Raw genomic sequence first — 23,569 nt, 5'->3', positions numbered from 1 at the left:
CTATTTATCGAATACATATGTTTCCGCGAAAGAGCAGTATACAGAAATAATCGTGAACCAACATTAAAAATATAATGAGACAGCTAAATGACTTTTTAAACTACACTTTCAATCTTGGCAAAGATTTACAGATTACAGTGAAGGCAATTATTTTACTTATTTTTATTTTAGTCGTGACCTCATTGATTCTCTCCATTCTTAAGAGAATTGTTACGAGACAAATGCCTGAAGAGAATAAGGGAAAGTTTGACACCGTTTTTTCATTCTTCAAATATTTCATATTTCTTGTTGTATTCTTTTTTTCATTAGATAATATTGGAGTAAACATAACGGCAATTTTCGCTGCTTCGGCAGCTTTATTAATAGGGGTAGGTTTAGCATTGCAAACACTTTTTCAGGATATTATTTGTGGTATTTTTGTGCTACTGGACAAAACAGTACATGTAGACGATGTCATAGAGTTGGATGGCAAAATTGTCAAGGTTACCGACATTAGCTTAAGAACGACCAAAGGGATCAATCTGGAAAACAAAGTTTTGATTATCCCAAACCACACCTACCTCTCTAACACGCTTTATAACTGGACCCAGAATGGTAATATAACCCGTGAAAATATTATGGTAGGGGTAGCCTATGGCTCTGATGTATTGCTTGTTAAAGAATTATTATTAAGGGCTGCAGACAGCACAAAGAAAGTATTGAAAACTCCTGAGCCTACTGTTTTTTTTACTGAATTTGGCGATAGTTCGTTAAACTTTAAGCTGGTATTTACTATTGAGGATAGTTTTCAAGCGGTTCATCCAAAAAGTGAACTGCATTTTGAAATAGATCGTCTTTTTAGAGAAAATAAGGTAACCATTCCTTTCCCTCAGAGAGATGTCCACCTCTTTAATCACTAGTAGATACCTATGGGAATTTCAGAATTCGAATTGCAGCCTGACAAGTTTTATTTATGCAAAGAATTAGGTCTGTCCCATAATTAACTTTCTAAGATTATTTTTATGAGTAAAAAAATGAAATTTAATACAAAGAATATTTTCAAATCAAAAACTATGTCAAGAATTGTAAAAAAGCGTAAGGAAGATATAGGTCTTTCTCCCGACGACATATCGTTTAGGGGAGAACAAAAGATGGATAAGATCTTGCTTCGCCTGATTGATTTCGATGTTGAAAATCTGGAAGAAAAAGTAGTCGAGAAAATCGATACGTTACTTGAATATCAAAAAAAACCTACGGTCACCTGGTTCAATGTCGATGGTCTGCATGACACAAAAATCATCGAAGAGATTGGTGAAGGTTTCAATTTTGACAAACTTGTTCTTGCAGAAGTCATGGATACCCAGGCAAGACCAAAAGTGCATGATTTTGGGGATTGTATTCTGCTTTCAATTAAAATGCTCCAACAAAATGAGGAAAATAGTCTTATTTCTGTCGAAAATTTGAGTGTTGTATTAAACGATTCAGTATTAATGTCCTTTCAGGAAAAAAGGGGGGATGTTTTTGAACCTGTACGCGAACGAATCAGAAATCAAAAAAAACGAATTAGAACAGGGGGAACAGATTACCTGACCTTCGCATTATTGGACATTGTTGTCGATAATTATATATACATAGTAGGTGTTCTGGGTGAAAAAATAGAGACCTTGGAAGAAACCTTATTGCAGGAACCGAGAAAAAGTGTAATTGATGAAATTTATACCTATAAGAGGGAAATGAATTTCTTGAGAAAAAATATAACCCCTGCGAAGGAAATGATTTTGGCATTGTCTAAATTAGAATCTGAATTGATCAGGGAAAGCTCCCATATCCATTTTAAGGAATTGCTGGACAACATCAATCAAGCGATCGATTCATCAGAAACGTATCGCGAAATTCTTTCTGATCAGTTGAATATTTATCATACAACCATTAGTAGTAAATTAAACGATGTTATGAAATTCTTGACAATTTTTTCGGTCATATTTATTCCCTTGACCTTTATAGCAGGTATATACGGTACTAATTTTGATGTACTACCCGAACTAAAATATGAATACAGTTATTTTATAATGTTGGGCGTTATGATAATACTTGCTTTTGGTATGCTTTTGTATTTTAGAAAACGAAAATGGTTATAGCAGTTACTTCGAATACGCAAAAGACATTATCTGGCAATTAAAGATGGAATATACAAGCGGCTAAGAAGCACATTTTGAATTCATTTCATCAAACTACTGGCTTCGTGACTTCAATTATATGGAAGGTTTTGAGGCGGAGACGCATGCCGATGAAATATCCCATCTAGCAGATTGATCTCCCAAGCTAAACGTATTAAGGGTAATGCTATTTAATAAATTTTGAGGTCAGCGTATTTACAAAAAGAATATTGCCAATTTTATCATATCCTTCAAAGTGTTCAATTGCCTTTTCAGTTTTCATAGTGCTACTATGAAACCCTATAAGGGTAAGATCTGCGTCAATTGAATACTCATTTATCAGGGTTTTTCTATTAATGCCTGTTTCAATTGGCAGCACACTAATGTTATTGGCCGAAATAGGCAATCGCCCGCTTGATGTAAGTTCTGTTAAATACTGAAGTTCCTGTTTTAAATCTTTTTCAGGAAATGTTGCAAAAATTTTGATTTCACCTTTTTTCCAGTCGGGATGTCCAAGAATAATATAGGAAAGCAAAATCATTAGGTTGGCATTCTCATAATCTTCCTTGCGAATCCATATATGGATATTTTTCTTATAACCAAAGCCTCTGTCCGAACTGGCCAGAATACACAGGTCATACGCTGCAACTTTTAGCAAACTGTAGTTTTCAATTATCTCGTTCAGCCATTCCTGTTCTCCCTTTTTAAACTCAAAGAGCATTGTGTTATTTGGCTGCCCTGAAATCCCCGGTTGCTGTATGGCTTGTGCAATAGCCCCTGTATTGGAAGGGGAAATAATTGTTTCTAAAAAAACATTGGATTTGCTGGAAGAAGCTATTTTAATAAGCTTCCGCAACTTGTTTTCTGCATCGGCCTTTAATTCATTGGATAAATACCCCTGCACAAAATGAATATAGGTGCCAAAACCATAACGATAGGATATCCACTTCATGATTTCCAAAGCGCTGTATCTATCGAAACTTTCTTTTGATAAACATATGACCGCCGGACGCCAGTAATCTTCCGCAGTTTCCTTCTCCGATTTTTGAAGAAATACCTGCATGGTTCTACTAAACTGGTACATAACACCCTGGAAAATCTTTGCCATACCTTTTTGGGTATTACTTCTAAATGTAATATAGAAGTAAAGCAAAACCATTACCAATATGGCGGCAATTGCATAAACTGTATTTATTTTGAACATCAAATAAATACACATTATAGCACCGAAAAGCGATAAATACCATTTTGATTTAAACGACGGTCTGTAAGAAGGATCTGCCGCAAAGTGTTGCATAAAGGAGATTAGGCACAATGACCCGTAGGTTACCATAAAAAACATAGAGATTATTTCTGCCACTGCATTCACATCGCCCATTAGTACGAATATCAATGCAATAACACTGGTAAGAATCGTAGCATTTCTGGGTTCGTAGTTGTTTTTGCTCCCCCTGGCCAGCCAAAAATTGACAAGTCTGCTCGGAAATACGTTATCACCTCCGATAGCCTGCAAAGTCCTCGGAGCTACCATAAAGGATCCAAGGGCAGATGAAATGGTCGCTGCGGCCAATCCAATCGGAATTATTGGTCCCCAAATAGCGATTTGACTCATTATCAGCTGGTCATTGACCAAATCTGCAGGACTAGCCGAAGAAACTAATTTGTAAGCAATAAATATGTAGATTATCATTCCCACAATGGTAGCAGAAAGCGTCCCTATAGGAATAGACTTCTTGGGATCCCGTAAATCACCTGATAGCCCAACGCCGGCAGTCATACCGGTAAAGGCAGGAAAAATAATAGCAAAAACATAAAAAAAACCCTTATCCGGAGATAAGTTTTTAAATAGTTGGGTGTTATCAAAAGCTTGGGAATAGGAGGTGTCACCCATAAAAAAAAACACCAGTGATATGGCCAGAATAGTGACCACTACATACAGAGCTTTCATTCCCAGATTAGCCCCTTTGGACACCATCAACCAAATTAATACAAGCAACGCGGGAATGCTGAAAAGCCGGTTATCGTATATCTCGTAACCAAATTCCGATGAAACCCACGGTTTAATGGCTTCAAATGCTTCTGCGAAGGCTATGACGTAAAATGCCACACTAATGGCCTGTGAGAAGTATAATGTAATACCGATAGCAGCTCCAATATTGACACCAAAAGAGCGGGAAATGATAAAATACTCCCCTCCACCCTCTACTTTTTGATTCGTAGCAATTTCAGCCAATGCCATAGCCGTCGAAAAGGTCACCATATGACCGATGAGTATGATTAACACGGTTCCGGTAAACCCTACCGAACCCACGGCAAATCCAAAACGCAAAAACATTACAGCACCCAGAATGGTTGAAATAGCGGTCAAAAATACAGGCAGGGTACCAAAATTAGATTTTGTAGAAGCGAGTGAATCAGACATAGTTCTAAATTTTAAATATTCAGGACAGGCTCTAAACCTTCTTAATGAACATATGGGGATTGACAAAAAACATTGCCCCCTATATTCAAAAAAAGCTTTTTATTCAATATGCGATTTTTTTTCAACAGTTTTCATTGGGTGCCTTATTTTTTTCAACTCTTTTAAGACTGTCAATTTCTCCGTAAATGTAATCCAAAATGGACTGATAATGAGCGTCATTGCAATCAAACTAATGGTAAATTGATAAACGTAACTTTCAATTATTTTTAGCCCGTAAGCAGAGAAACCCAGTAAAAAAACTTAACTCTCCAATCTGTGCCAACATAGCTCCACCTATAAATGCTTCTGGCCAGGGGGAAGAAAATAAGGGAAATACCAGATAAATTTAAAATATGATAACTGTATCTTTATTACAAATAATTAGCCGATTGTGTTTTTAGTTAAAAGAGCCTTCCTTTTTCTCGCATTCGTAATTTTCTGTTTGTCTTACGCTCAAAGTCAGGTAACTGAAAGACCTTCTGTCCAGGCAGGTAAATTAATTGGGGAAATAACCATAGATGGATTTTTAGATGAACCTGACTGGCAAAACGCGCCGGTTTTAGATGCTTTCCTTACCACTGAACCTGTCGAAAAAGGCAAGCCTTCAGCACCTACATTAGTTCGCGTAATTGCAACCGAAAAGGCTATTTTTATTGGGGTAGAATGTAAAGATCCGGATCCTACAAAGATTATCAGGTTCTCCAAACTTCGAGATACAGATATTTCCAATGAAGACCACATTAAAATAATTCTGGATCCATTTATGGACGGGCAGTCGGGTTATATTTTGGCGGTTAATGCCAATGCAGCACGCTATGATGCTTTGGTTTCCAACAGGGGGGAATCTGAAAACAAAGACTGGGACACCATTTGGGAAGCCCGGGTATCTATCAATGAAAATGGTTGGATTGCAGAAATAAAATTGCCTATTCAAAGCATCTATTTTAAAAAAAGATTAGCAGAATGGGGATTTAATGTGGAACGGCGTATACAAAGGAATCAGGAAACAATCCGGTGGGCAAATGTGCAGCGCGATCAGTTTTTTGGTCAGACCAGCCGGGCAGGCCTGTTAACAAATTTGCCCACCTTCAATTATGGGTGGGGACTAAGTGTAAGGCCATCATTAGTAAATTCATTAAATAAAGTAGGTGCAGATGGGGCCACAATTTATAAGCTGGAACCAAGTCTGGATGCCAGTCAGAGGCTGGGTCCAAATGTATTGGCAACCGTCACAGTAAATACCGATTTTGCCGAAACAGAGGTAGATACACGGCAAACAAACCTAACACGCTTCCCACTATTTTTTCCTGAAAAACGAGCATTTTTTCTCGAAGGCTCTGATATTTTTGAATTTGGGTTCGGAACTGGGAGCGGCACAGTCCTGCCATTCTTCAGCAGGAGGATTGGGCTGGTTGATAATGAGCAAGTGCCAATAATTGCAGGTGCTAAGGTAAATGGCAGGATTGGAAATACAGCTTTTGGAGGACTGGGAATACGGACCAACTCTTTTGATTCGGAGGGTACATCTTATGATGCCACGACTATGGGTGTAATGCGAATACGACAAAATATTTTCAAAGAAAGTTCAATAGGATTCATTGCCTCTGTAGGGGATCCTTTAGGGCGGGACGGTAGCTTTATGTCCGGGCTTGATTTTACTTATCAGACCACCCGATTTAAAGGGGATAAAAATTTTATTGCCGGAGCATGGGCCCTGTATGCAGACCGGGAAGATTTGATGGATGATAGATCTGCCTTTGGTGTTAAACTAGATTATCCCAATGACAAATGGGACTTGTCATTGACGTATTCCCGCGTTGGGAAAGAGTTTGATCCCTCCCTGGGATTTGTGCCACGCCAGGGAGTTCATTATTTTAGATTGGGCACTGTTTATGCTCCCAGGCCCAGTTGGTCTTTTGTAAGGCAAATGTTTAATGAACTTTTTGCAACCTATATAAAGAGTATTGATGAGGAATGGCAATCCTATAGTGTATTTACAGCCCCCGTTAACTGGCGATTGGAAAGTGGCGATCGAATAGAAATGAATGTGAGACCGGTCGGCGAAAATATTACAGAACCTTTTGAAATAGCTGATAATGTTACTATCCCGGTTGGTAAATACCACTTTATGCGATACCGGTTGGAAGCTGAATTTGCTGCCAAAAGACGATTGAATGGTCAGGCAAGTTGGTGGTTTGGTTCTTTTTATGACGGGACCTTAGATGAACTTGAATTGGAGCTGAACTGGAATCCCATTCCTTTAATAGGATTTGAGCTAAATGGCCTCCGGAACATTGGCCGATTGCCATTTGGAGATTTTGATCAAACCCTGGTAGGTATGCGCGTGAGGTTCAATGTCACCTCCGATCTGCAGCTAAACAGTTATGTGCAATACGATACAGATAGCAGGGTTTTAGGAGTAAATGCGCGCATTCATTGGATATTTTCACCCTTTGGGGATGTTTTTTTAGTATTCAACCACAATACGTTCAATGATATCACAGATCGATGGGCACTCCAAAACGAACAGATCGTATTAAAAGTACGATATACTTTCAGACTGTGATCACCAACAAAATCGGGATAAATTTTTAGCACAGTCATAAAACTCAGCTATTTTTTAAACGCAACATCTTCCATTACAAATCAAACAAACCTGGAAGCCAAAGACTCAATTGAGGAATATAGGTAATAAGGAACAGGGCAATAATCATTACTACAAATAAGGGAAGGAGCGGTTTGATTACTTTTTCAATGGTGGTATTGGCAATTCCTACACCTACAAATAGTACAGACCCCACCGGTGGTGTGCATAAGCCAATACAGAGGTTTAATATCATAATAATGCCAAAATGCACCGGATCTAACCCTAGCTTCATCACCACGGGTAAAAATATTGGGGTAAAAATAAGCACGGCGGGAGTCATATCCATAAATATACCAACGAAAAGAAGCAAAAGGTTTATGATAAGTAATATCATAATCTTATTATCACTAATGCTCAACAAACCTGTACTAATGTCCTGTGGGATATTTTCAAAAGAAAGCGCCCATGACATGCTCATTGATGCACCTATCAATAACATTACAATGGCGGTTGTAGAGGATGAATCCAATAAGATTTGAGGAAGTTTCTCAAAAGTTATTTCCTTATAAATAAAACCCAGTATAACACTGTAAAGTACTGCAATAGCCGATGCTTCCGTAGCCGTAAACATCCCTGTTACAATACCCCCAATGACCACCACCAACATAAATAAGCTGGGAACAGCATCAATGAATGTTTTAATTATATTTTTGAATGTACTTCGTTTTCCTACTTTATACCCTTTTTTCTTAGCCCAAAAAGAAGCTACCAGCATTAATAACAGACCTGTAAGTATTCCGGGAATATAGCCTGCTAAAAATAAAGCCGCAATAGATGCACCGCCACTAGCTAAGGAATATACTATAAGCACATTACTGGGAGGAATTAACAGTCCGGTGGTTGCCGAAGTAATATTTACGGCAGCACCAAATTCCCTGGAGTATCCTTCTTTTTCCATTTCCGGGCCTAATATGCTGCCCATAGCCGATGCCGATGCCATAGCAGAACCGGCAATAGCGCCCATTAACATGGCTGAAATAATATTAATAAGAGCCAGGCCACCTGGTAGAGCCCCGACTAATGTTTTTGCAAAGGCTATCAACCTGTGCGCAATACCTCCTTTGTTCATTAATTCACCAGAGAGAATAAAAAATGGAATGGCAAGGAGTGCAAAACTGTCTAATCCTGTCCCAATGCGTTGAGCGACAGTTGTAAATGCAGGTAATGCGGGAATGCTCACCAACATGGTAAGCAATGCCGATATTGTTATACTCCAGGCCACAGGAGTACCTATTGCAAGTAAGCCTATAAAGCTGATCACCAAAACAAGGATAGGTATATACTCCATTTGACTTATTGATTTAAAATATCGAAAATTTTGTAATATATGATCAGCAAGCCGCTTATAGGTATAACCATATATACTAAAGCTAAAGGAACTTGTAATGCAGGGGAAAATTGATCGAGCAAATAGGTAACATAGACCAATCTGAAGCCGCCAATAACCAGGGCAAGCAAACAGAACAGAATAATTAAAATACGGACTATTAGTCTTAATTTTTTTTGAGTTTTTGCACTTAATCTGGAGGGGAGTACATCTATGGCAACATGTTTGTTTCGCCCCGAAACGTATGCAGCTCCCAGTATACCTAACCATATCATCAGGTACCTCGCCAGTTCATCGGTAAAGGAACTGGGTGCTCCCAGAAAATATCTGCTAAATACCTGCCATAGAACATTAATAACCATTATACTCATTATGAGTATTAACAGCTTAGCCAAAACCTTGTCGATCTTATTCCTTATTTCCATTTATTGGGTTTCCTGAATCTCTTGTATTAATCTATACAGTTCTTCATTCTCTCTGTACTGTTCATAAATGCCCTTAATCTTTTCCGAAAATAGGGTTTTATCTGGTCTAATAATTTTAACACCCGCTTCCTGCACTGCGTCTAAGGCTTCTTTTTCAGACTCCATCCATAATTTCCGTTGGTAACTTATGGAATTTTCTACAGCTTGCATTAGCCACCCTTTTTCTTCTAAAGAAAGCCTATTCCATAAATGAGTGCCCGCAAGAAGTACGTCGGGAAGCACCGTATGTTCATCCAGCGAATAGTATTTGCACACTTCATAATGACGGGAAAGGTAAAAACTTGGTGGATTGTTTTCTGCACCATCCACTACCCCTTGTTGTAAAGAAGTGTATAATTCACCCCAGGATATAGGGGTGGGGGAGCCTCCTAAACGTGTTACCATATCTATGGCGGTAACACTTTCCATAACCCTTATTTTTAATCCATCAAGGTCATCAGGCGAATTTATGGGCCTGTCTTTTGTATAAAAACTTCTGCTGCCCGCATCATAATAACCTAAACCCTTAAGCCAGTATTTTTCTCCATCTTCCAATAGTTGTCTCCCAATTGGTCCGTCCAAAACTTTAAACGCATGCTGCCTGTCCCTGAAAAGGAAAGGGAGCCCTAATATTTTCATTTTTGGCGCAAAATTTTCTAAAACCCCAACAGACACTTTAGTCATATCTAGGCTTCCAATTTGTAAAAGTTCCAAACATTGACGCTCTGTTCCCAGCTGTTGACTGGGATAAATTTCAAGAATGAGTTTTCCGTCTGAAAGCTCCTTTAGATCTACTCCCATTTTGACCATAGCTAAATGAACAGAGTGGTTTACATCAAGGCCATGGGCCAATTTAATGGTCCTGGTTTTCTCCAAATTTTTACAACCAAATAGCCCTGAAATTAGTATTAGAAAATATACCAGCTTGCGAAAGCGCATTAAATCCCGTTTAAAGTTTCTATATGCAATATACATAAGTAGGCGGTTATAATCCGGAATATTTGATTATGGAAATAAATTGACAATACTATTTGTGGAAATTTAGATTCTAAAAGGTTTTAAGAAACTAATGTATTGGACTTATTATGAACAGCACGTTTTTCAATCTTAAGTTAGACAATGATTGATTGTATGTGAATTCATGCAAAATGAGATAAGAAGGATAAATAAGATATAAGAAAAATGTAAAAGGGTAAGATTGGGGATATTTGGATTTGTGTCCTGTCTAAAAGAAGCCTAAACCTGCCAAAATAAGGCAAATTACAACTGCGGCCAGAATTAAGACCAAAACCACTACCATTATGCTCAGGAACCCGTTAAGGAGCTTTGTGCCAAAAGATAATTGATCTTCCATATTTCATATAATTTCCTACAATGTACATATTTATGACAATAAATTACATTTGGGATGCCATAATTCGACTAAAAGTCAATCAGAATGGACCTTTTTGAGACGTAATACCTGAATTTACGGTAAAAGGTAATCTACTTTTTTCACGAATTTTTATCCGGACTTAACTTTTTTCCTAGTTCCTCTAGTGAAATTCCTTTGGTTTCAGGCATCATAAATAATACAAATAACAGTTGTAATATCATCATAAATGCGAAAAACAGAAAGATTGGCCATGGATTGTCCTTAAAGATCCCATCATTTGCATCCAGGAATATAGGAGTGAGGAGCGTGATTAAAGCTGCAAATACCCAATGCGTACCTGTACCCCATGATTGGCCAAATGCCCTTACTTTATTTGGAAAAATCTCGGAAATAAAAACCCATATAACGGCACCTTGTCCAATGGCATGCGATGCTATAAAAATTAGAATGAAGACAAGAAGAACATTAGGACTGGCTCCGCTATAAAAACACCAGCCGACCATTGCAAGACTTATGATATAGCCCACAGACCCTATTTTCATCAATTCTCTTCTTCCCATTTTATCAATTAATCGTATCCCTATAAGGGTAAAAATTAAATTCACAATACCTATGGAAATGGAACTGAACAAAGATTCTCTGGCGGCTAAACCAGCTCTTTCCAAAATCTCCGGTGCGTAATAGAGAACAAAATTAATTCCGGATAACTGGTTAAAGAATGCAAGTAAAAAAGCAAGAATAAGCGGCTTTTTGTACTTGCTTGTAAATAACTTTTGTTTTTTGTCTGAAGCATTAAAAGAATTCTTTATTTCTTCGAGTTTTACCTGGGCATGTTCTTTGTTTGAAAGGTATTCCAATACTTTTAATGCGCCCGCATCATCCTGTTTCTTTATCACCAACCAGCGTGGGCTATTGGGTATTTTAAGTACCAGTATAGTGTATATTAAAGCAGGAATTGCCTCTACACCAAGCATCCAGCGCCAATCGTTAGCCCCATCAAAACCTTTGAGTAAATAATTAGAAATAAAAGCGATAAAAATTCCAAAGACAATATTAAATTGATATAAAGCTACCAACTGACCTCGGTTTTTAGATGATGAAATCTCTGATACATAAATTGGAGCAGCGACAGAGGAAGCGCCTACCCCGATACCACCGACAAATCTGAAGAAAGAAAACATATAAGGGTCTACTGCCATGGCAGATCCCATGGCTGAGACAAAATATAAAACACCAATCCAGAATAAGGTTTTCTTTCTGCCAAAAAGATCACAGGGTATGCCTCCAAAAAGAGAACCTGCTACCGTGCCCCATAAGGCCATAGACATTATAAAAGCACCATGGAACCATGGTGAAGTGTTCCACAATTCTTTAATAGGTAAATTGGCACCACTAATTACAACGGTATCAAAGCCAAATAAAAAACCCGCCAGCGCGGCGGTTAATGAAATTCTGAAAATCTTTTTGTCCATGGTTTGCCGGTTTTGGTAAATCTAGCAAAAAAAGGGAAGAGAAAATAAAATAGAAATTGAAGTCAGGCAGTCTTAGGTTTCAAAGAATCTAAAATACTTGTTTTTTTCTTTTTTTCAATTGCCCGGTCCAATTGTTCTTTGGTTGGTTTTAAAGTGCCTGGTTTTTGTTTTAAATCCCTTTCCTTTTTAATATCCTTATAGGGCAGAGAATCTTTAATGGCATTTGTATTGGGGTTAATATGTTCTTTTGCACTCTCCTTACAGGAAATTGAACAAAACAAAAGACATAACAATAAGGTATGAAAAGGGGCAAATTTCATCAGTCTTGTTTACGGTTTAATCAGAAAAGATATGCCGGTTTTATAATTAGCCGGATTTTCTTTTGAACCACTACTGCGTTGAACGGATGATCCTATTTTGTTTTTTCATCCGAAATGCAATGAACAGCTACAATAATGTACGGATATGGCTCATTACTTGGATGCTTGCCCCTTTGTTTTTCTTGATGTAGGAAGTATTTATATTACCAGATTTAAGCCTGAAATGAGAATCCAGAAACAGTTTATCTGCTTGTTTGGTAAACTCGGCTTTATCATGGACAGGAAATATGCCATTTAGCTTAACTAATTCTTCAGCTTCTTTAAATCCTTCATAATTAGGTCCAATAATTACCGGAATTCCAAATACTGCCGGTTCCAGAGTGTTATGAAGTCCTCCTTTTAAGAATCCCCCTCCTACATAGGCTATAAGGGCGTAGCTGTATATTTTGGTCAATAGTCCAATTGTATCCACGATCAGAACTTGTGGTTCTGCCAAAAGATTTTCTGAAGTATCTGATAACAACACACTATTCTTATTAATACTTTGCCGCAAGCGTTCTATATCTTTGGGTATAATCTTATGAGGCACAATTACATATTTCATTTCATGGGAAGAGGCATTGATATAATCAATTAATATTTCCTCATCTTCAGGCCAGGTGCTGCCCATTACAAAACAAGGGTAATTTTGGGTGAATCTATCCATAAATTCCAGTGAATTATTTTGCTGAAGGATTTCAGAAACCCTGTCAAATCTTGTGTCACCACTTATCGTAGTATTAGCTATACCAATAGAGTTCAACAATTTTACAGACTCCTGATCCTGAATAAAGAAATGGGAAAACTTTTGCAATGCATTTCTCATAAATCCTCCGTACCATTTGAAATAGATCTGGTCACTTTTAAAAATTGCTGAAATAAGAAGTATAGGAATGCCCTTCCTGTTAAGCTCCTTGAGCATATTAGGCCAAATTTCATATTTTATGAAAATGGCAATCTTTGGGTGCAGGAATTTTATAAATTTCTTCGCATTATTCGTTGTGTCCAGAGGAAGATAGGTTACCAAATCAGCCTTAGTCGAGTTTTTTATTACCTCGTAACCTGATGGAGAAAAAAATGAAACTACAATTTTATAAGAAGGATATTCCGCTTTTAATTTTTCTACTATTGGCAAACCTTGTTCAAACTCACCAAGTGAAGCAGCATGTATCCAAATAGTGGAATCTCTATCTGTAATATGCATTTGCAATTCCGTAAAAACATTCTTTCTTCCATTTATAAAAAGATTGACTTTGGTGTTGAAAAAAGCAATAATATGCAAAAAGGGTGAAGTAATATATATTGCTAAATTATAGAGGATATACACGTACTGAGAATTTGCTGCTAAAATACGCTTCTTTGTTAAATTTCATTGGCAGCAGTTCCTTATTTTTGTATTATTGTTCACTTAACAAGCACTTATGAAAAAGCTACAAATGGTAGATCTGGTTGGTCAGTACCAGGGGATTAAAAAGCAAGTAGATGAGTCCATAGCGCAGATATTGAATTCAGCGGCTTTCATTAATGGGCCTGAAGTGCATGCCTTTCAAAAAGAGCTGGAAGATTATTTGCAGGTTAAGCATGTAATTCCTTGTGCTAATGGTACAGATGCCCTGCAAATTGCAATGATGGGTCTTGGACTTCAACCAGGTGATGAGGTAATTACAGCAGACTTTACCTTTGCGGCTACTGTTGAAGTAATAGCCTTATTAAGATTAACACCCGTCCTGGTAGATGTTGAGCCTGACACCTTCAATATTGATCCCATTGCCATTGAAAAGGCTATAACTTCCAAAACCAAGGCTATTGTACCGGTTCATCTTTTTGGGCAGTGCGCAAATATGGATGCTATTATGGATATCGCCCAAAAACACGGGCTTTTTGTTATAGAGGATAATGCCCAGGCAATAGGAGCCAATTATACTTTTAAGAACGGAAAAAAGAAAAAAGCGGGTACTATTGGACACGTGGCCTCTACCTCATTTTTTCCATCCAAAAATTTGGGTTGCTATGGAGATGGCGGAGCAATATTTACAGATAATGACGACCTGGCTCATACAATAAGAGGAATTGTAAATCATGGAATGTATACTCGTTACCATCATGATGTTGTTGGGGTAAATTCAAGGTTAGATACTATCCAGGCAGCCGTATTAAGCGCAAAACTGCCACATCTTGACAATTATTGTAACCGGCGAAGAGAGGCAGCCCGTAAATATATGAAAGCTTTCCAGGGACAAGATTTTATTATTTTACCTAAAACAGGGATCGATTGTTCCGGACTTTGTGAGAACTGCGATTGCCATGTATTTCATCAATTCACTATTCGAATTATGAACGGAAAAAGAGATGAACTGGCTGAACATTTGGCAGAAAAGAATATCCCTTTCGGAGTTTATTATCCCATTCCATTGCATAAACAGAAGGCGTATGTGGATAAACGATACAAGGAATCTGATTTTCCAGTAACGAACCAACTTATTAAAGAAGTTATTTCACTTCCCATGCATACGGAATTGGAGGATGACCAAATCTCATTTATCACCGATACTGTAATTCAATTCTTAAAAAATTAATTATCCAAAACGGTACAAGCAGGAATTTGACCATCCATTTAAACTAAAACTATTTATATGAAAATACTTGTAACTGGAGGACTCGGATTTATTGGCTCTCATACTGTGGTGGAGTTACAAAACTCGGGCTACGAAGTTGTAATTATTGATGATTGTTCTAATTCATCTGAAAAGGTTTTAGAAGGCATCTTTGCGATAACGGCAAAAACGCCGGTCTTTGAGAAAATTGACCTTCGTGAAAAAGAAAAGATCCGGGATTTTTTCAAAAGACATGCCGATATTAAAGGAACCATACATTTTGCTGCTTCAAAAGCTGTTGGAGAAAGTGTGGAAAAGCCTTTATTATACTATGAAAACAATTTAAATACGCTCATATATTTACTTCAGGAAATAACCACAGGGAAGAAGCAGAGTTTTATTTTTAGTTCATCTTGTACTGTTTACGGACAAGCAGACCAAATGCCTATTACAGAAGATGCTCCTGTGAAAAAGGCTGAATCACCCTACGGTAACACCAAACAGATTGGTGAGGAAATAATTCGTGATACATGTAACGTAAATTCAGAATTGCAGGCCATCTCCTTAAGATATTTTAACCCTATGGGTGCCCATCCCAGTGCGGAAATAGGTGAATTACCCATTGGTGTTCCCCAAAATTTGGTTCCCTTTATAACGCAAACAGGAGTTGGTTTAAGAGAAAAACTCTCTGTTTTTGGCGATGATTATCCAACACCCGATGGCACCTGTATTAGAGATTATATTCATGTGGTTGATTTGGCAAAGGCTCATGTAGTAGCCTTAGAGCGACTTTTGGCAGGGAAGAACCCACAGAATTATGAGGTCTTTAATGTAGGTACAGGTGCGGGTAGTTCTGTACTGGATGTCATTTCAAGTTTTGAAAGGGTTTCAGGAAAAAAGCTGAATTATAAAATTGTAAACAGAAGGGAAGGAGATATCACGGCGGCCTATGCTGATACTAAAAAGGCCAATGAAATTTTAGGTTGGAAAGCAGGTTCTACTTTAGACCAGGCTATGAAATCTGCCTGGGATTGGGAACAAAGAATTAGAAATTAAATACTTAAAATACTCTCATTTAAATGAAAAAATTATTTTTCTTAATAGCCATAGTATATACACTCTGTAGTTTCGGTCAAAAAACCTATTTGCATTGTGGTAATTTGATGGATGTGCAAACTGGAAATGTGTTATCACAGAAAACCATTGTGATCTCCGAAAATAAAATAATAGAGATTCATAATGGCTATGTTAGTGGTGCCACAGAAGATAAGATTGTTGATTTAAAGGATAAGTATGTACTACCTGGCTTTATCGATATGCATGTGCATATTGAGAGTGAATCTAGCCCTAAAACTTACATAAACAGGTTTACCCTAAACGATGCCGATGTGGCTTTTCAATCATCGGTTTATGCTAAAAAAACACTTATGGCAGGTTTTACAACGGTAAGAGATCTTGGAGGTACTGGAGTTAATATTGCGTTGAGAAATGCCATTAACAAAGGCTTAATTGAGGGGCCTCGAATTTACACAGCAGGAAAATCGATTGCCACAACAGGAGGGCATGCAGATCCCACAAATGGCCGTAGAAAAGAATTGATGGGAGATCCCGGTCCCAGGGACGGGGTAATTAATTCTCCGGAAGACGGAAAAAAAGCGGTTCGTCAGCGTTATAAAGAAGGTTCCGATGTAATTAAAATAACTGCCACAGGAGGCGTACTTAGTGTTGCTAAGAATGGAAAAAACCCGCAATTTACAATAGAAGAAATAAAGGCAATTACTGAAATTGCAAATGATTATGGTATGCTTACTGCTGCTCATGCCCATGGTGATGAAGGTATGCAAAGAGCAATAAAAGGAGGTATTAAAACAATAGAACACGGTAGTTATATGAGTGAGCAGACCATGCAATTAATGAAGGAATACAATGCCTATTTGGTGCCCACTATTACGGCGGGAAAACAAGTAGTAGAGAAAGCGAAAATACCTGGGTTTTTCCCTGCTGTGGTTGCTCAGAAAGCTTTAGAAATAGGGCCTTTGATACAAAATACATTTGCAAAAGCCTATAAAACTGGAGTTCCAATTGCCTTTGGAACAGATGCGGGAGTTTTTCCTCACGGACTTAATGCGAAAGAATTTGGATATATGGTTGAAGCCGGTATGCCGGTTGTGGAAGCACTTCAGTCTGCCACAATAACCAATGCAGAATTATTAGGTATGGGAGATGAGCTGGGGCAATTAAAAGCAGGGTTTTATGCAGATATAATAGCGGTAGAAGAGAATCCGGTAAAAAATGTTCAAACTCTTGAGAAAGTAGTCTTTGTTATGAAGGAAGGAGTGGTCTATTCTAATAATTAGAATAAAAACGAGGTGTTAACTTTTTTATGATACCTGTATTCAAAGAAAGTGCGGAATTAATAAAATATGCGAGTTCGCATCAACTTTATGACGACCTTATTTCGCAATTAAAAAAGGATTTTGGTTTGGCTAATTTGACATTCGACTTACCTGCTGATTGTAATCCGGATGAACTAAAATATTTACTTCAAAAAAATATTCAGTTTCTTATTGAGGAAAAATTTTCAGATTTTTTGAATCTTCTATATGTAGTCGATTTACCCGAAACCACGGCTAAAAAAATCATGAACATCCGCGACCAGAATATAAGTAGTCACTATACTTTTCTCATCTTAAAAAGAGTTTGGCAAAAAGTATGGTTTCGACAGAATTATAAATAGTTAAAGCGCGGAATACTAAATTAAAAAAACACCCTTATAAAAGGGACCCAGGGATCGGCATAAATACTTCTGTCGTTATGTAACACGTCGTATTGGATACCAAAAGTTACATTCCTGGTACTGTATCCAACTCCCATAAAAAGGGCCGTAGTCCAATAGTTTTCATCCAACAATAGTGATGCAGAACTATAATTTGTACTAACCCTTAACTGTTGAAGTACTGCTGATAATTGAATTGCTCTAATTGGATTAAAAAAGTTTAAAATGCTTCCCCCATATGCAGTGAATTCGGAATCTCCAAATTTGGAATATTCAAAGTTCAATCCCAAACCGGTTCCAAACTTCTCACTTACCTGGTAAATAGCACTTGGAGCAACTGCTATGCTAAAACTATCGTTTCCGAATCCCAGGCCCAATGCACCTCCATATCGCACATTTCTCCAAAACTCATTTTGGGGCTTTATTTGCTGAGCATAAGAAGTTATACCTATAAAGGAGAAAATTACTATTAAAACAAAAGTTTTATATCGGGATAGGTGTTTCAAGGTCATAAACTGTGATTTTTAATTAATACACTTCTATATAATCTCATAAACTATTAATTATTGTATTTTTGACCTAATTTTTTAGAATAAATTGAATTGGCGTACATGGATAAATATTCCTTTTTAAATACAGCACATACGTCTTTCTTTGCTGAATTATATGACAGGTATCTTACAAACCCTGACAGCGTTGAACCCAGTTGGCGCGCTTTTTTCCAGGGCTTCGATTTCGGAATGGAAAGTGCCCTGGATGAAGTAGGCATAGAGAGTCATAATGGGCCATCTATGGTTGTTGACGGGAAATCAGTAGCGATTCCTGAAAACTTGTTTAAAGAATTTCAGGTGGTAAAATTAATTGATGCTTACCGTAGCAGAGGCCATTTGTTCACCAAGACCAACCCCGTTAGAGAAAGAAGAAAATATACACCTACACTTGACATAGAAAATTTTGGATTAACTCAAGGCGACTTAAACACCGTATTTAATGCAGGTGAAGTGATTGGGTTAGGTCCGAGAAAATTGGGTGATATCCTCAGCCATTTACAACGCATTTATTGTGATGCAATAGGTGTGGAGTATATGTATATAAGAAAGCCTGAAAGAGTTCAATGGATTCAGGAATGGCTGAATGTTAATGACAATCACCCGAATTTTAGTCAAGACCGAAAGAAACACATACTTCGTAAACTTAATCAGGCTGTATCTTTTGAGGCATTCTTACACACAAAATATGTGGGTCAAAAAAGATTTTCACTTGAGGGAAATGAATCGCTCATCCCTGCAATTGATGCTGTTGTTGAAAGAGCAGCTGAAATGGGTGTAAAGCAATTTGTAATGGGTATGGCCCATAGAGGAAGACTTAACGTATTGACAAATATTTTTGGAAAATCTGCCAAAGATATTTTTAGTGAGTTTGATGGCAAGGATTATGAAGAGGAAATTTTTGACGGGGATGTAAAATATCATTTGGGATGGACCTCGGAGCGTAAGGCAGATAATGGCAACAAAATTAATATGAACATTGCACCTAACCCTTCGCATCTGGAAACTGTAGGTGCGGTGGTGGAAGGTATTAGCCGGGCAAAACAAGACACACATTATCCGGAAGACTTTTCTAAGGTTTTACCTATTGTAGTTCACGGAGATGCCGCAATTGCCGGACAGGGAATAGTCTATGAAGTAGTGCAGATGGCACAATTAGACGGTTATAAAACCAATGGTACAATTCATATTGTTGTAAACAACCAAATTGGTTTTACAACTAATTATCTCGATGGGAGATCTTCCACATATTGTACGGATGTTGGTAAAGTTACATTGAGCCCTGTATTACATGTAAATGCAGATGATGTAGAGGCAGTAGTCCACGCGTCCCTATTTGCTTTGGAATATAGAATGCGTTTTAAAAGCGATGTTTTTCTTGACTTATTAGGATACAGAAAGTATGGACATAATGAAGGGGATGAGCCACGTTTCACTCAGCCTAAATTGTATAAAGCCATAGCCAAACATAAAAATCCGAGAGAGATATATTCCGAAAAATTAATTGGCCAAGGTATTATTAACAAAGATTTTGTTGAAGAGTTAGAACAGGAGTATAAAGCCAGTTTAGAAGAAGAATTAGAAGATTCAAGAAAAGAGGATAAAACCATTATTACTCCTTTTATGGCGGATGAGTGGAGAGGTTTTCAAAATGTCCGCGAGTGGGAAATGTTGGATGCTGTGGATACTTCATATGATAAGGCAAAATTGACTGAAATTGCTAAGACTATTACGCAATTGCCCAAGGATAAGAAGTTTTTGCGTAAAGTTGAAAAACTCGTAGGGGATCGTAAAAAAATGTTCTTTGAAACAAATAAGCTGGATTGGGCTATGGGAGAATTGCTTGCCTATGGAACCCTTTTAGAAGAGGGTTTTGATGTTCGTATGTCTGGCCAGGATGTGGAAAGGGGAACTTTTTCACATCGTCATGCAGTAATGAAGGTTGAGGAAAGCGAAGAAGAGATAATGTTATTAAACAATCTGAATGATAATCAGGGAAGATTTCAAATTTATAATTCGCTTTTATCGGAATATGGTGTAGTCGGTTTTGATTATGGATATGCCATGGCCAGCCCAAATACTTTAACTATTTGGGAAGCACAGTTTGGTGATTTTAGTAACGGGGCCCAGATAATGATAGATCAGTATATTTCTGCAGCTGAAGATAAATGGAAATTACAGAATGGACTCGTAATGCTGTTACCCCACGGATATGAGGGTCAGGGTGCGGAGCACTCATCGGCAAGAATGGAAAGGTATCTTCAATTATGTGCTAGAGACAATATGTATGTCGCGGATTGCACAACTCCTGCAAACATATTTCATTTGCTAAGGAGGCAAATGAAGGCTAATTTCAGAAAACCTCTGATTGTATTTACACCTAAAAGTTTGTTGCGTCATCCAAAAGCTGTTTCTAGCGTAGAAGAATTTTCCAGCGGCAGTTTTCAGGAAGTAATTGATGATGAAAGTGCTGAAATTAATATGGTTAGAAGTGTGGTCTTTTGTACGGGGAAATTCTATTATGACCTGCTGGCATTTAAAGATGAAAACAAACGAGATGATGTTGCTTTAGTGCGTGTTGAGCAATTATTTCCTGTTCCTGAACAAAAAATGACCGCTATTATAAATAAGTATAAAAAGGCTGATGATTGGGTTTGGGCACAAGAAGAGCCCAGGAATATGGGAGCTTGGAGCCATATGTTTACTCATTATGGTGAAACACAAAAGTTTCGTGTAGCATCCAGACGTTTTTATGCATCGCCTGCAGCAGGCAGTGCTGTTCGTTCTAAAATAAGACAGCAGCAAATCATAGATTATGTTTTTGATAAAACCAAAGACAATATGACCAGGAGGGTTGTTAAAAGTGATTATAAGAAATAATGAGACCAGTACTACTCTTATTGATATTCTTTACACTTAAACTATTCTCTCAGGATGAGCAACCTAACTATGAAAGGTTTGTATCCGTATTTACTGAACGGTTTAACAGTGGCGATTACGATGGAATTTACGATATGTATGATGCTGGGATGAAAAATACATATACCAATATCGAAACCAGGAATTTCTTTGAGAATAATATAAACCGGTTGGCTGGTGAGATTAAATCCATGCAGTTTTATACGCTACGTGAAGGAGCTCATGTTTATAGGGTGGTTTTTGACAAATCGGTGGCAGATTTGACAGTTACACTGTCCCCTGAGAGTAAGATAAACGGTTTATTAATCTCTAAACCACAGTCACTAGGGATCCCAATATTGGAAAGGAATACAACAATCATGAGTTTACCGTTTAATGGGGAATGGTTTGTATATTGGGGTGGAGTTACGGAAGAGCAGAATTACCACATGAAAGAGGAAACACAGCAATATGCCTATGACATCATAAAGGTAAAAGATGATGCCTCTTATGATGGTGATCCTTTGCTTAATGAGAGTTATTTTGCCTTCGGAGAGGATATTATTGCTCCTTGTGACGCAAGGGTAGTTACGGTTATTGATGGAGTCGCAGATAATATTCCGGGAGAAATGAATCCGCAACAGCTAACTGGAAATACGATAGTTTTGCAGACTGATAATAATGAGTACTTGCTTCTGGCTCATTTAATGAAAGGTTCTATTGTTGTTCAGGAGGGGCAGGACATCAGGAAAGGAGAAATTCTTGCTAAATGTGGTAACTCCGGAAACTCAACGGAACCTCACTTGCATTTAAGCTTGCAAAATGCGGCAGAAATGGAAGAATCAATAGGAGCCAAATTATATTTTGACCGTATAGAGGTCAATGGTGAGATTAGATTGGATTATCTTCCTGTAAAAGAAGATTTTATTAGTAATAGTAATTAAAGAAACCATAATAAAAGTGTAAGGCATGATTTTAGAAATGAAAGTTCCATCTCCAGGTGAATCCATTACTGAAGTTGAAATAGCAGAATGGCTAGTTAGTGATGGAGATTATGTAGAGAAGGACCAGGCAATTGCTGAGGTGGATTCAGATAAAGCGACTCTGGAATTACCGGCTGAAGAAAGCGGTATAATTACCTTGAAAGCAGAAGAAGGTGACGCTGTAGCTGTTGGAGAAGTTGTATGTCTTATAGATACAAGCGCCGAAAAGCCCAAAGATGGAGCTGTAAAAACTGAAGAAAAAAAGGTTGATAAAACTGAAGTTACAGTTGAACATAAAGAACCTGCCAGGAAAGAAATCGTTAAAGAATCCTATGCTAAGGGAGTGCCTTCACCTGCTGCCAGGAAAATACTTGACGAGAAAGGTATAGATCCTGCAAGTTTGAACGGAACCGGCAAAGAAGGTAGAATTACTAAGGAAGATGCAGTGAAATCAGTGCCTTCTATGGGTAGCCCTACGGGTGGAAGTCGTGGTGAGCACAGGACTAAACTTTCTATGTTAAGACGTAAAGTGGCGGAACGCCTGGTAGCTGCCAAAAATGAAACAGCCATGCTTACTACTTTTAATGAAGTAGACATGTCTGCAGTTTTTGCATTGAGAAAACAATACAAAGAAATATTTAAAGATAAACACGATGTAAGTCTTGGATTTATGTCGTTTTTTACCAAGGCTGTGTTAAGGGCTTTAGTGATGTTCCCATCTGTAAACTCGATGATTGATGGTAAGGAAATGCTCACTTTTGATTTTTGCGATATAAGCATTGCTGTTTCCGGGCCAAAGGGGCTTATGGTACCCGTTATAAGAAATGCGGAAAATCTTACTTTTAGAGGGATAGAAGCAGAAGTGAAACGCCTTGCATTAAGGGCTCGTGATGGACAGATTACAGTAGACGAAATGACTGGAGGTACTTTTACGATTTCTAATGGTGGGGTTTTTGGTTCAATGTTATCAACGCCAATAATAAATCCACCGCAAAGCGGAATTCTCGGGATGCATAATATTGTGGAGCGACCTGTGGTTAAGGAAGGAGCTATAGTTATCGCACCAATAATGTATGTTGCACTTTCCTATGATCATAGAATTATTGATGGAAAAGAATCTGTAGGATTTCTGGTTGCCGTAAAAGAGGCTTTGGAAAACCCGGTGGAGTTATTGATGGAAGGCAACGTGGAAAAAGCGCTTGAATTGTAGATGAATTGCGAGTAGCAAGTCACAAAGGTTATTTTTTATTTTTCAAAAATAAGTTCCCGGAAGCGTAATCAATTACCGCCTTGCATTTTATTAGAATATCTGCCCCTATAATCCCGTCAACCGGTAGAGACTTGTGTGCTTTGAGAGCTTCATTTACGTGAACCAGGTCAAACACAACTATCTTTTGCTTTTCTTTTTTCCAACCACCAATGGCAATTTTATTTTTTGTTGAAACCAGTGTTTCCATATCGGTAGCACCAGCACCGGCAGCTTTAATTTTGGAATTCTTTGAAACAAGTTTAAAATAACTGGCTTTATCA

18 protein-coding genes and 1 pseudogene are annotated in these 23,569 nt (G+C 37.8%); 10 read left to right on the top strand and 9 right to left on the bottom strand.

Annotated features, from left to right (window positions below):
• Window positions 1–74 precede the first annotated feature (74 nt).
• Window positions 75–899 (top strand): mechanosensitive ion channel family protein, encoded by an 825-nt coding sequence (locus WBM60_RS07350; RefSeq protein WP_424262469.1) that lies wholly within the window; start codon window positions 75–77, stop codon window positions 897–899.
• Between the two features lie 153 nt (window positions 900–1,052).
• On the top strand, window positions 1,053–2,117 hold the full coding sequence (corA, locus tag WBM60_RS07345; protein ID WP_424262467.1) for a magnesium/cobalt transporter CorA: 1,065 nt from the start codon (window positions 1,053–1,055) through the stop codon (window positions 2,115–2,117).
• Between the two features lie 205 nt (window positions 2,118–2,322).
• Here corA and WBM60_RS07340 read toward each other — a convergent pair whose 3' ends face one another.
• Entirely contained in the window at window positions 2,323–4,557 is a 2,235-nt protein-coding gene (locus WBM60_RS07340) for a hypothetical protein (protein WP_424262465.1), read from the bottom strand.
• Window positions 4,558–4,987: 430 nt separating this feature from the next.
• Between WBM60_RS07340 and WBM60_RS07335 the strand changes: the two genes are divergently transcribed.
• Entirely contained in the window at window positions 4,988–7,162 is a 2,175-nt protein-coding gene (locus WBM60_RS07335; protein WP_424258992.1) for a DUF5916 domain-containing protein, read from the top strand.
• Window positions 7,163–7,235: 73 nt separating this feature from the next.
• Here WBM60_RS07335 and WBM60_RS07330 read toward each other — a convergent pair whose 3' ends face one another.
• From WBM60_RS07330 to WBM60_RS07305, 6 genes are all read right to left on the bottom strand, one after another.
• Window positions 7,236–8,531, bottom strand: a complete 1,296-nt coding sequence (locus WBM60_RS07330) for a TRAP transporter large permease (RefSeq protein ID WP_424258994.1) — start codon at window positions 8,529–8,531, stop codon at window positions 7,236–7,238.
• 5 nt (window positions 8,532–8,536) lie between these two features.
• Window positions 8,537–8,995: a TRAP transporter small permease gene (locus WBM60_RS07325; protein WP_424282924.1), complete on the bottom strand. Its 459-nt coding sequence runs from the start codon at window positions 8,993–8,995 to the stop codon at window positions 8,537–8,539.
• On the bottom strand, window positions 8,996–9,973 hold the full coding sequence (locus tag WBM60_RS07320; protein ID WP_424258998.1) for a TRAP transporter substrate-binding protein: 978 nt from the start codon (window positions 9,971–9,973) through the stop codon (window positions 8,996–8,998).
• A gap of 555 nt (window positions 9,974–10,528) precedes the next feature.
• A complete protein-coding gene (locus WBM60_RS07315) occupies window positions 10,529–11,881 on the bottom strand; it encodes a sugar porter family MFS transporter (protein ID WP_424277077.1) in 1,353 nt (450 codons plus the stop codon).
• A gap of 62 nt (window positions 11,882–11,943) precedes the next feature.
• Window positions 11,944–12,201 carry a hypothetical protein gene (locus WBM60_RS07310; protein ID WP_424259002.1) on the bottom strand — a complete coding sequence of 86 codons (258 nt, stop codon included), beginning with the start codon at window positions 12,199–12,201 and terminating at the stop codon, window positions 11,944–11,946.
• A gap of 127 nt (window positions 12,202–12,328) precedes the next feature.
• A complete protein-coding gene (locus WBM60_RS07305) occupies window positions 12,329–13,567 on the bottom strand; it encodes a 3-deoxy-D-manno-octulosonic acid transferase (RefSeq protein ID WP_424259004.1) in 1,239 nt (412 codons plus the stop codon).
• Window positions 13,568–13,661: 94 nt separating this feature from the next.
• Here WBM60_RS07305 and WBM60_RS07300 point away from each other — a divergent pair, with 94 nt between their 5' ends.
• From WBM60_RS07300 to WBM60_RS07285, 4 genes are read left to right on the top strand one after another with little or no spacing between them, the layout of a single operon-like run.
• Window positions 13,662–14,816, top strand: a complete 1,155-nt coding sequence (locus WBM60_RS07300) for a DegT/DnrJ/EryC1/StrS family aminotransferase (protein ID WP_424259006.1) — start codon at window positions 13,662–13,664, stop codon at window positions 14,814–14,816.
• A gap of 57 nt (window positions 14,817–14,873) precedes the next feature.
• Window positions 14,874–15,890: a UDP-glucose 4-epimerase GalE gene (gene galE / locus WBM60_RS07295; RefSeq protein ID WP_424259008.1), complete on the top strand. Its 1,017-nt coding sequence runs from the start codon at window positions 14,874–14,876 to the stop codon at window positions 15,888–15,890.
• 23 nt (window positions 15,891–15,913) lie between these two features.
• Entirely contained in the window at window positions 15,914–17,191 is a 1,278-nt protein-coding gene (locus WBM60_RS07290; protein WP_424282923.1) for an amidohydrolase family protein, read from the top strand.
• Between the two features lie 26 nt (window positions 17,192–17,217).
• Window positions 17,218–17,571: a hypothetical protein gene (locus WBM60_RS07285; protein ID WP_424282922.1), complete on the top strand. Its 354-nt coding sequence runs from the start codon at window positions 17,218–17,220 to the stop codon at window positions 17,569–17,571.
• Window positions 17,572–17,591: 20 nt separating this feature from the next.
• Here WBM60_RS07285 and WBM60_RS07280 read toward each other — a convergent pair whose 3' ends face one another.
• On the bottom strand, window positions 17,592–18,122 hold the full coding sequence (locus tag WBM60_RS07280) for an alpha-ketoglutarate decarboxylase (protein WP_424259014.1): 531 nt from the start codon (window positions 18,120–18,122) through the stop codon (window positions 17,592–17,594).
• A 99-nt stretch (window positions 18,123–18,221) separates the two neighbouring features.
• Here WBM60_RS07280 and WBM60_RS07275 point away from each other — a divergent pair, with 99 nt between their 5' ends.
• Genes WBM60_RS07275 through odhB form a run of 3 tightly spaced genes read left to right on the top strand, consistent with a single transcriptional unit; the run spans window position 18,222 to window position 23,249 of the window.
• Window positions 18,222–21,038 carry a 2-oxoglutarate dehydrogenase E1 component gene (locus tag WBM60_RS07275; RefSeq protein ID WP_424259016.1) on the top strand — a complete coding sequence of 939 codons (2,817 nt, stop codon included), beginning with the start codon at window positions 18,222–18,224 and terminating at the stop codon, window positions 21,036–21,038.
• Window positions 21,038–22,000: a peptidoglycan DD-metalloendopeptidase family protein gene (locus WBM60_RS07270; protein ID WP_424259018.1), complete on the top strand. Its 963-nt coding sequence runs from the start codon at window positions 21,038–21,040 to the stop codon at window positions 21,998–22,000. The genes WBM60_RS07275 and WBM60_RS07270 overlap by 1 nt, the downstream gene beginning before the upstream one ends.
• Before the next feature lie 25 nt (window positions 22,001–22,025).
• Complete coding sequence (odhB, locus tag WBM60_RS07265; RefSeq protein ID WP_424282921.1) at window positions 22,026–23,249, top strand: 2-oxoglutarate dehydrogenase complex dihydrolipoyllysine-residue succinyltransferase; 1,224 nt, start codon at window positions 22,026–22,028, stop codon at window positions 23,247–23,249.
• Between the two features lie 28 nt (window positions 23,250–23,277).
• Here odhB and WBM60_RS07260 read toward each other — a convergent pair.
• Window positions 23,278–23,569 (bottom strand): annotated as a pseudogene (locus tag WBM60_RS07260) (acid protease); the annotation flags it as partial.

Source organism: Eudoraea sp. (genome assembly GCF_049669105.1).
Taxonomy (GTDB): Bacteria; Bacteroidota; Bacteroidia; order Flavobacteriales; family Flavobacteriaceae; genus Eudoraea.
This window is presented reverse-complemented; position numbering and strand designations above follow the sequence as displayed.

What these genes read in the sequence shown, in the direction of transcription:
- WBM60_RS07270 (WP_424259018.1), top strand. Translation starts at nt 21,038, where the DNA reads ATGAGACCAGTACTACTCTTATTGATATTCTTTACACTTAAACTATTC.
- WBM60_RS07320 (WP_424258998.1), bottom strand. Translation starts at nt 9,973, where the DNA reads ATGCGCTTTCGCAAGCTGGTATATTTTCTAATACTAATTTCAGGGCTA.
- WBM60_RS07310 (WP_424259002.1), bottom strand. Translation starts at nt 12,201, where the DNA reads ATGAAATTTGCCCCTTTTCATACCTTATTGTTATGTCTTTTGTTTTGT.
- WBM60_RS07300 (WP_424259006.1), top strand. Translation starts at nt 13,662, where the DNA reads ATGAAAAAGCTACAAATGGTAGATCTGGTTGGTCAGTACCAGGGGATT.
- WBM60_RS07330 (WP_424258994.1), bottom strand. Translation starts at nt 8,531, where the DNA reads ATGGAGTATATACCTATCCTTGTTTTGGTGATCAGCTTTATAGGCTTA.
- WBM60_RS07275 (WP_424259016.1), top strand. Translation starts at nt 18,222, where the DNA reads ATGGATAAATATTCCTTTTTAAATACAGCACATACGTCTTTCTTTGCT.
- WBM60_RS07315 (WP_424277077.1), bottom strand. Translation starts at nt 11,881, where the DNA reads ATGGACAAAAAGATTTTCAGAATTTCATTAACCGCCGCGCTGGCGGGT.
- corA (WP_424262467.1), top strand. Translation starts at nt 1,053, where the DNA reads ATGTCAAGAATTGTAAAAAAGCGTAAGGAAGATATAGGTCTTTCTCCC.
- WBM60_RS07290 (WP_424282923.1), top strand. Translation starts at nt 15,914, where the DNA reads ATGAAAAAATTATTTTTCTTAATAGCCATAGTATATACACTCTGTAGT.
- WBM60_RS07350 (WP_424262469.1), top strand. Translation starts at nt 75, where the DNA reads ATGAGACAGCTAAATGACTTTTTAAACTACACTTTCAATCTTGGCAAA.
- odhB (WP_424282921.1), top strand. Translation starts at nt 22,026, where the DNA reads ATGATTTTAGAAATGAAAGTTCCATCTCCAGGTGAATCCATTACTGAA.
- WBM60_RS07280 (WP_424259014.1), bottom strand. Translation starts at nt 18,122, where the DNA reads ATGACCTTGAAACACCTATCCCGATATAAAACTTTTGTTTTAATAGTA.
- WBM60_RS07340 (WP_424262465.1), bottom strand. Translation starts at nt 4,557, where the DNA reads ATGTCTGATTCACTCGCTTCTACAAAATCTAATTTTGGTACCCTGCCT.
- galE (WP_424259008.1), top strand. Translation starts at nt 14,874, where the DNA reads ATGAAAATACTTGTAACTGGAGGACTCGGATTTATTGGCTCTCATACT.
- WBM60_RS07285 (WP_424282922.1), top strand. Translation starts at nt 17,218, where the DNA reads ATGATACCTGTATTCAAAGAAAGTGCGGAATTAATAAAATATGCGAGT.
- WBM60_RS07325 (WP_424282924.1), bottom strand. Translation starts at nt 8,995, where the DNA reads ATGGAAATAAGGAATAAGATCGACAAGGTTTTGGCTAAGCTGTTAATA.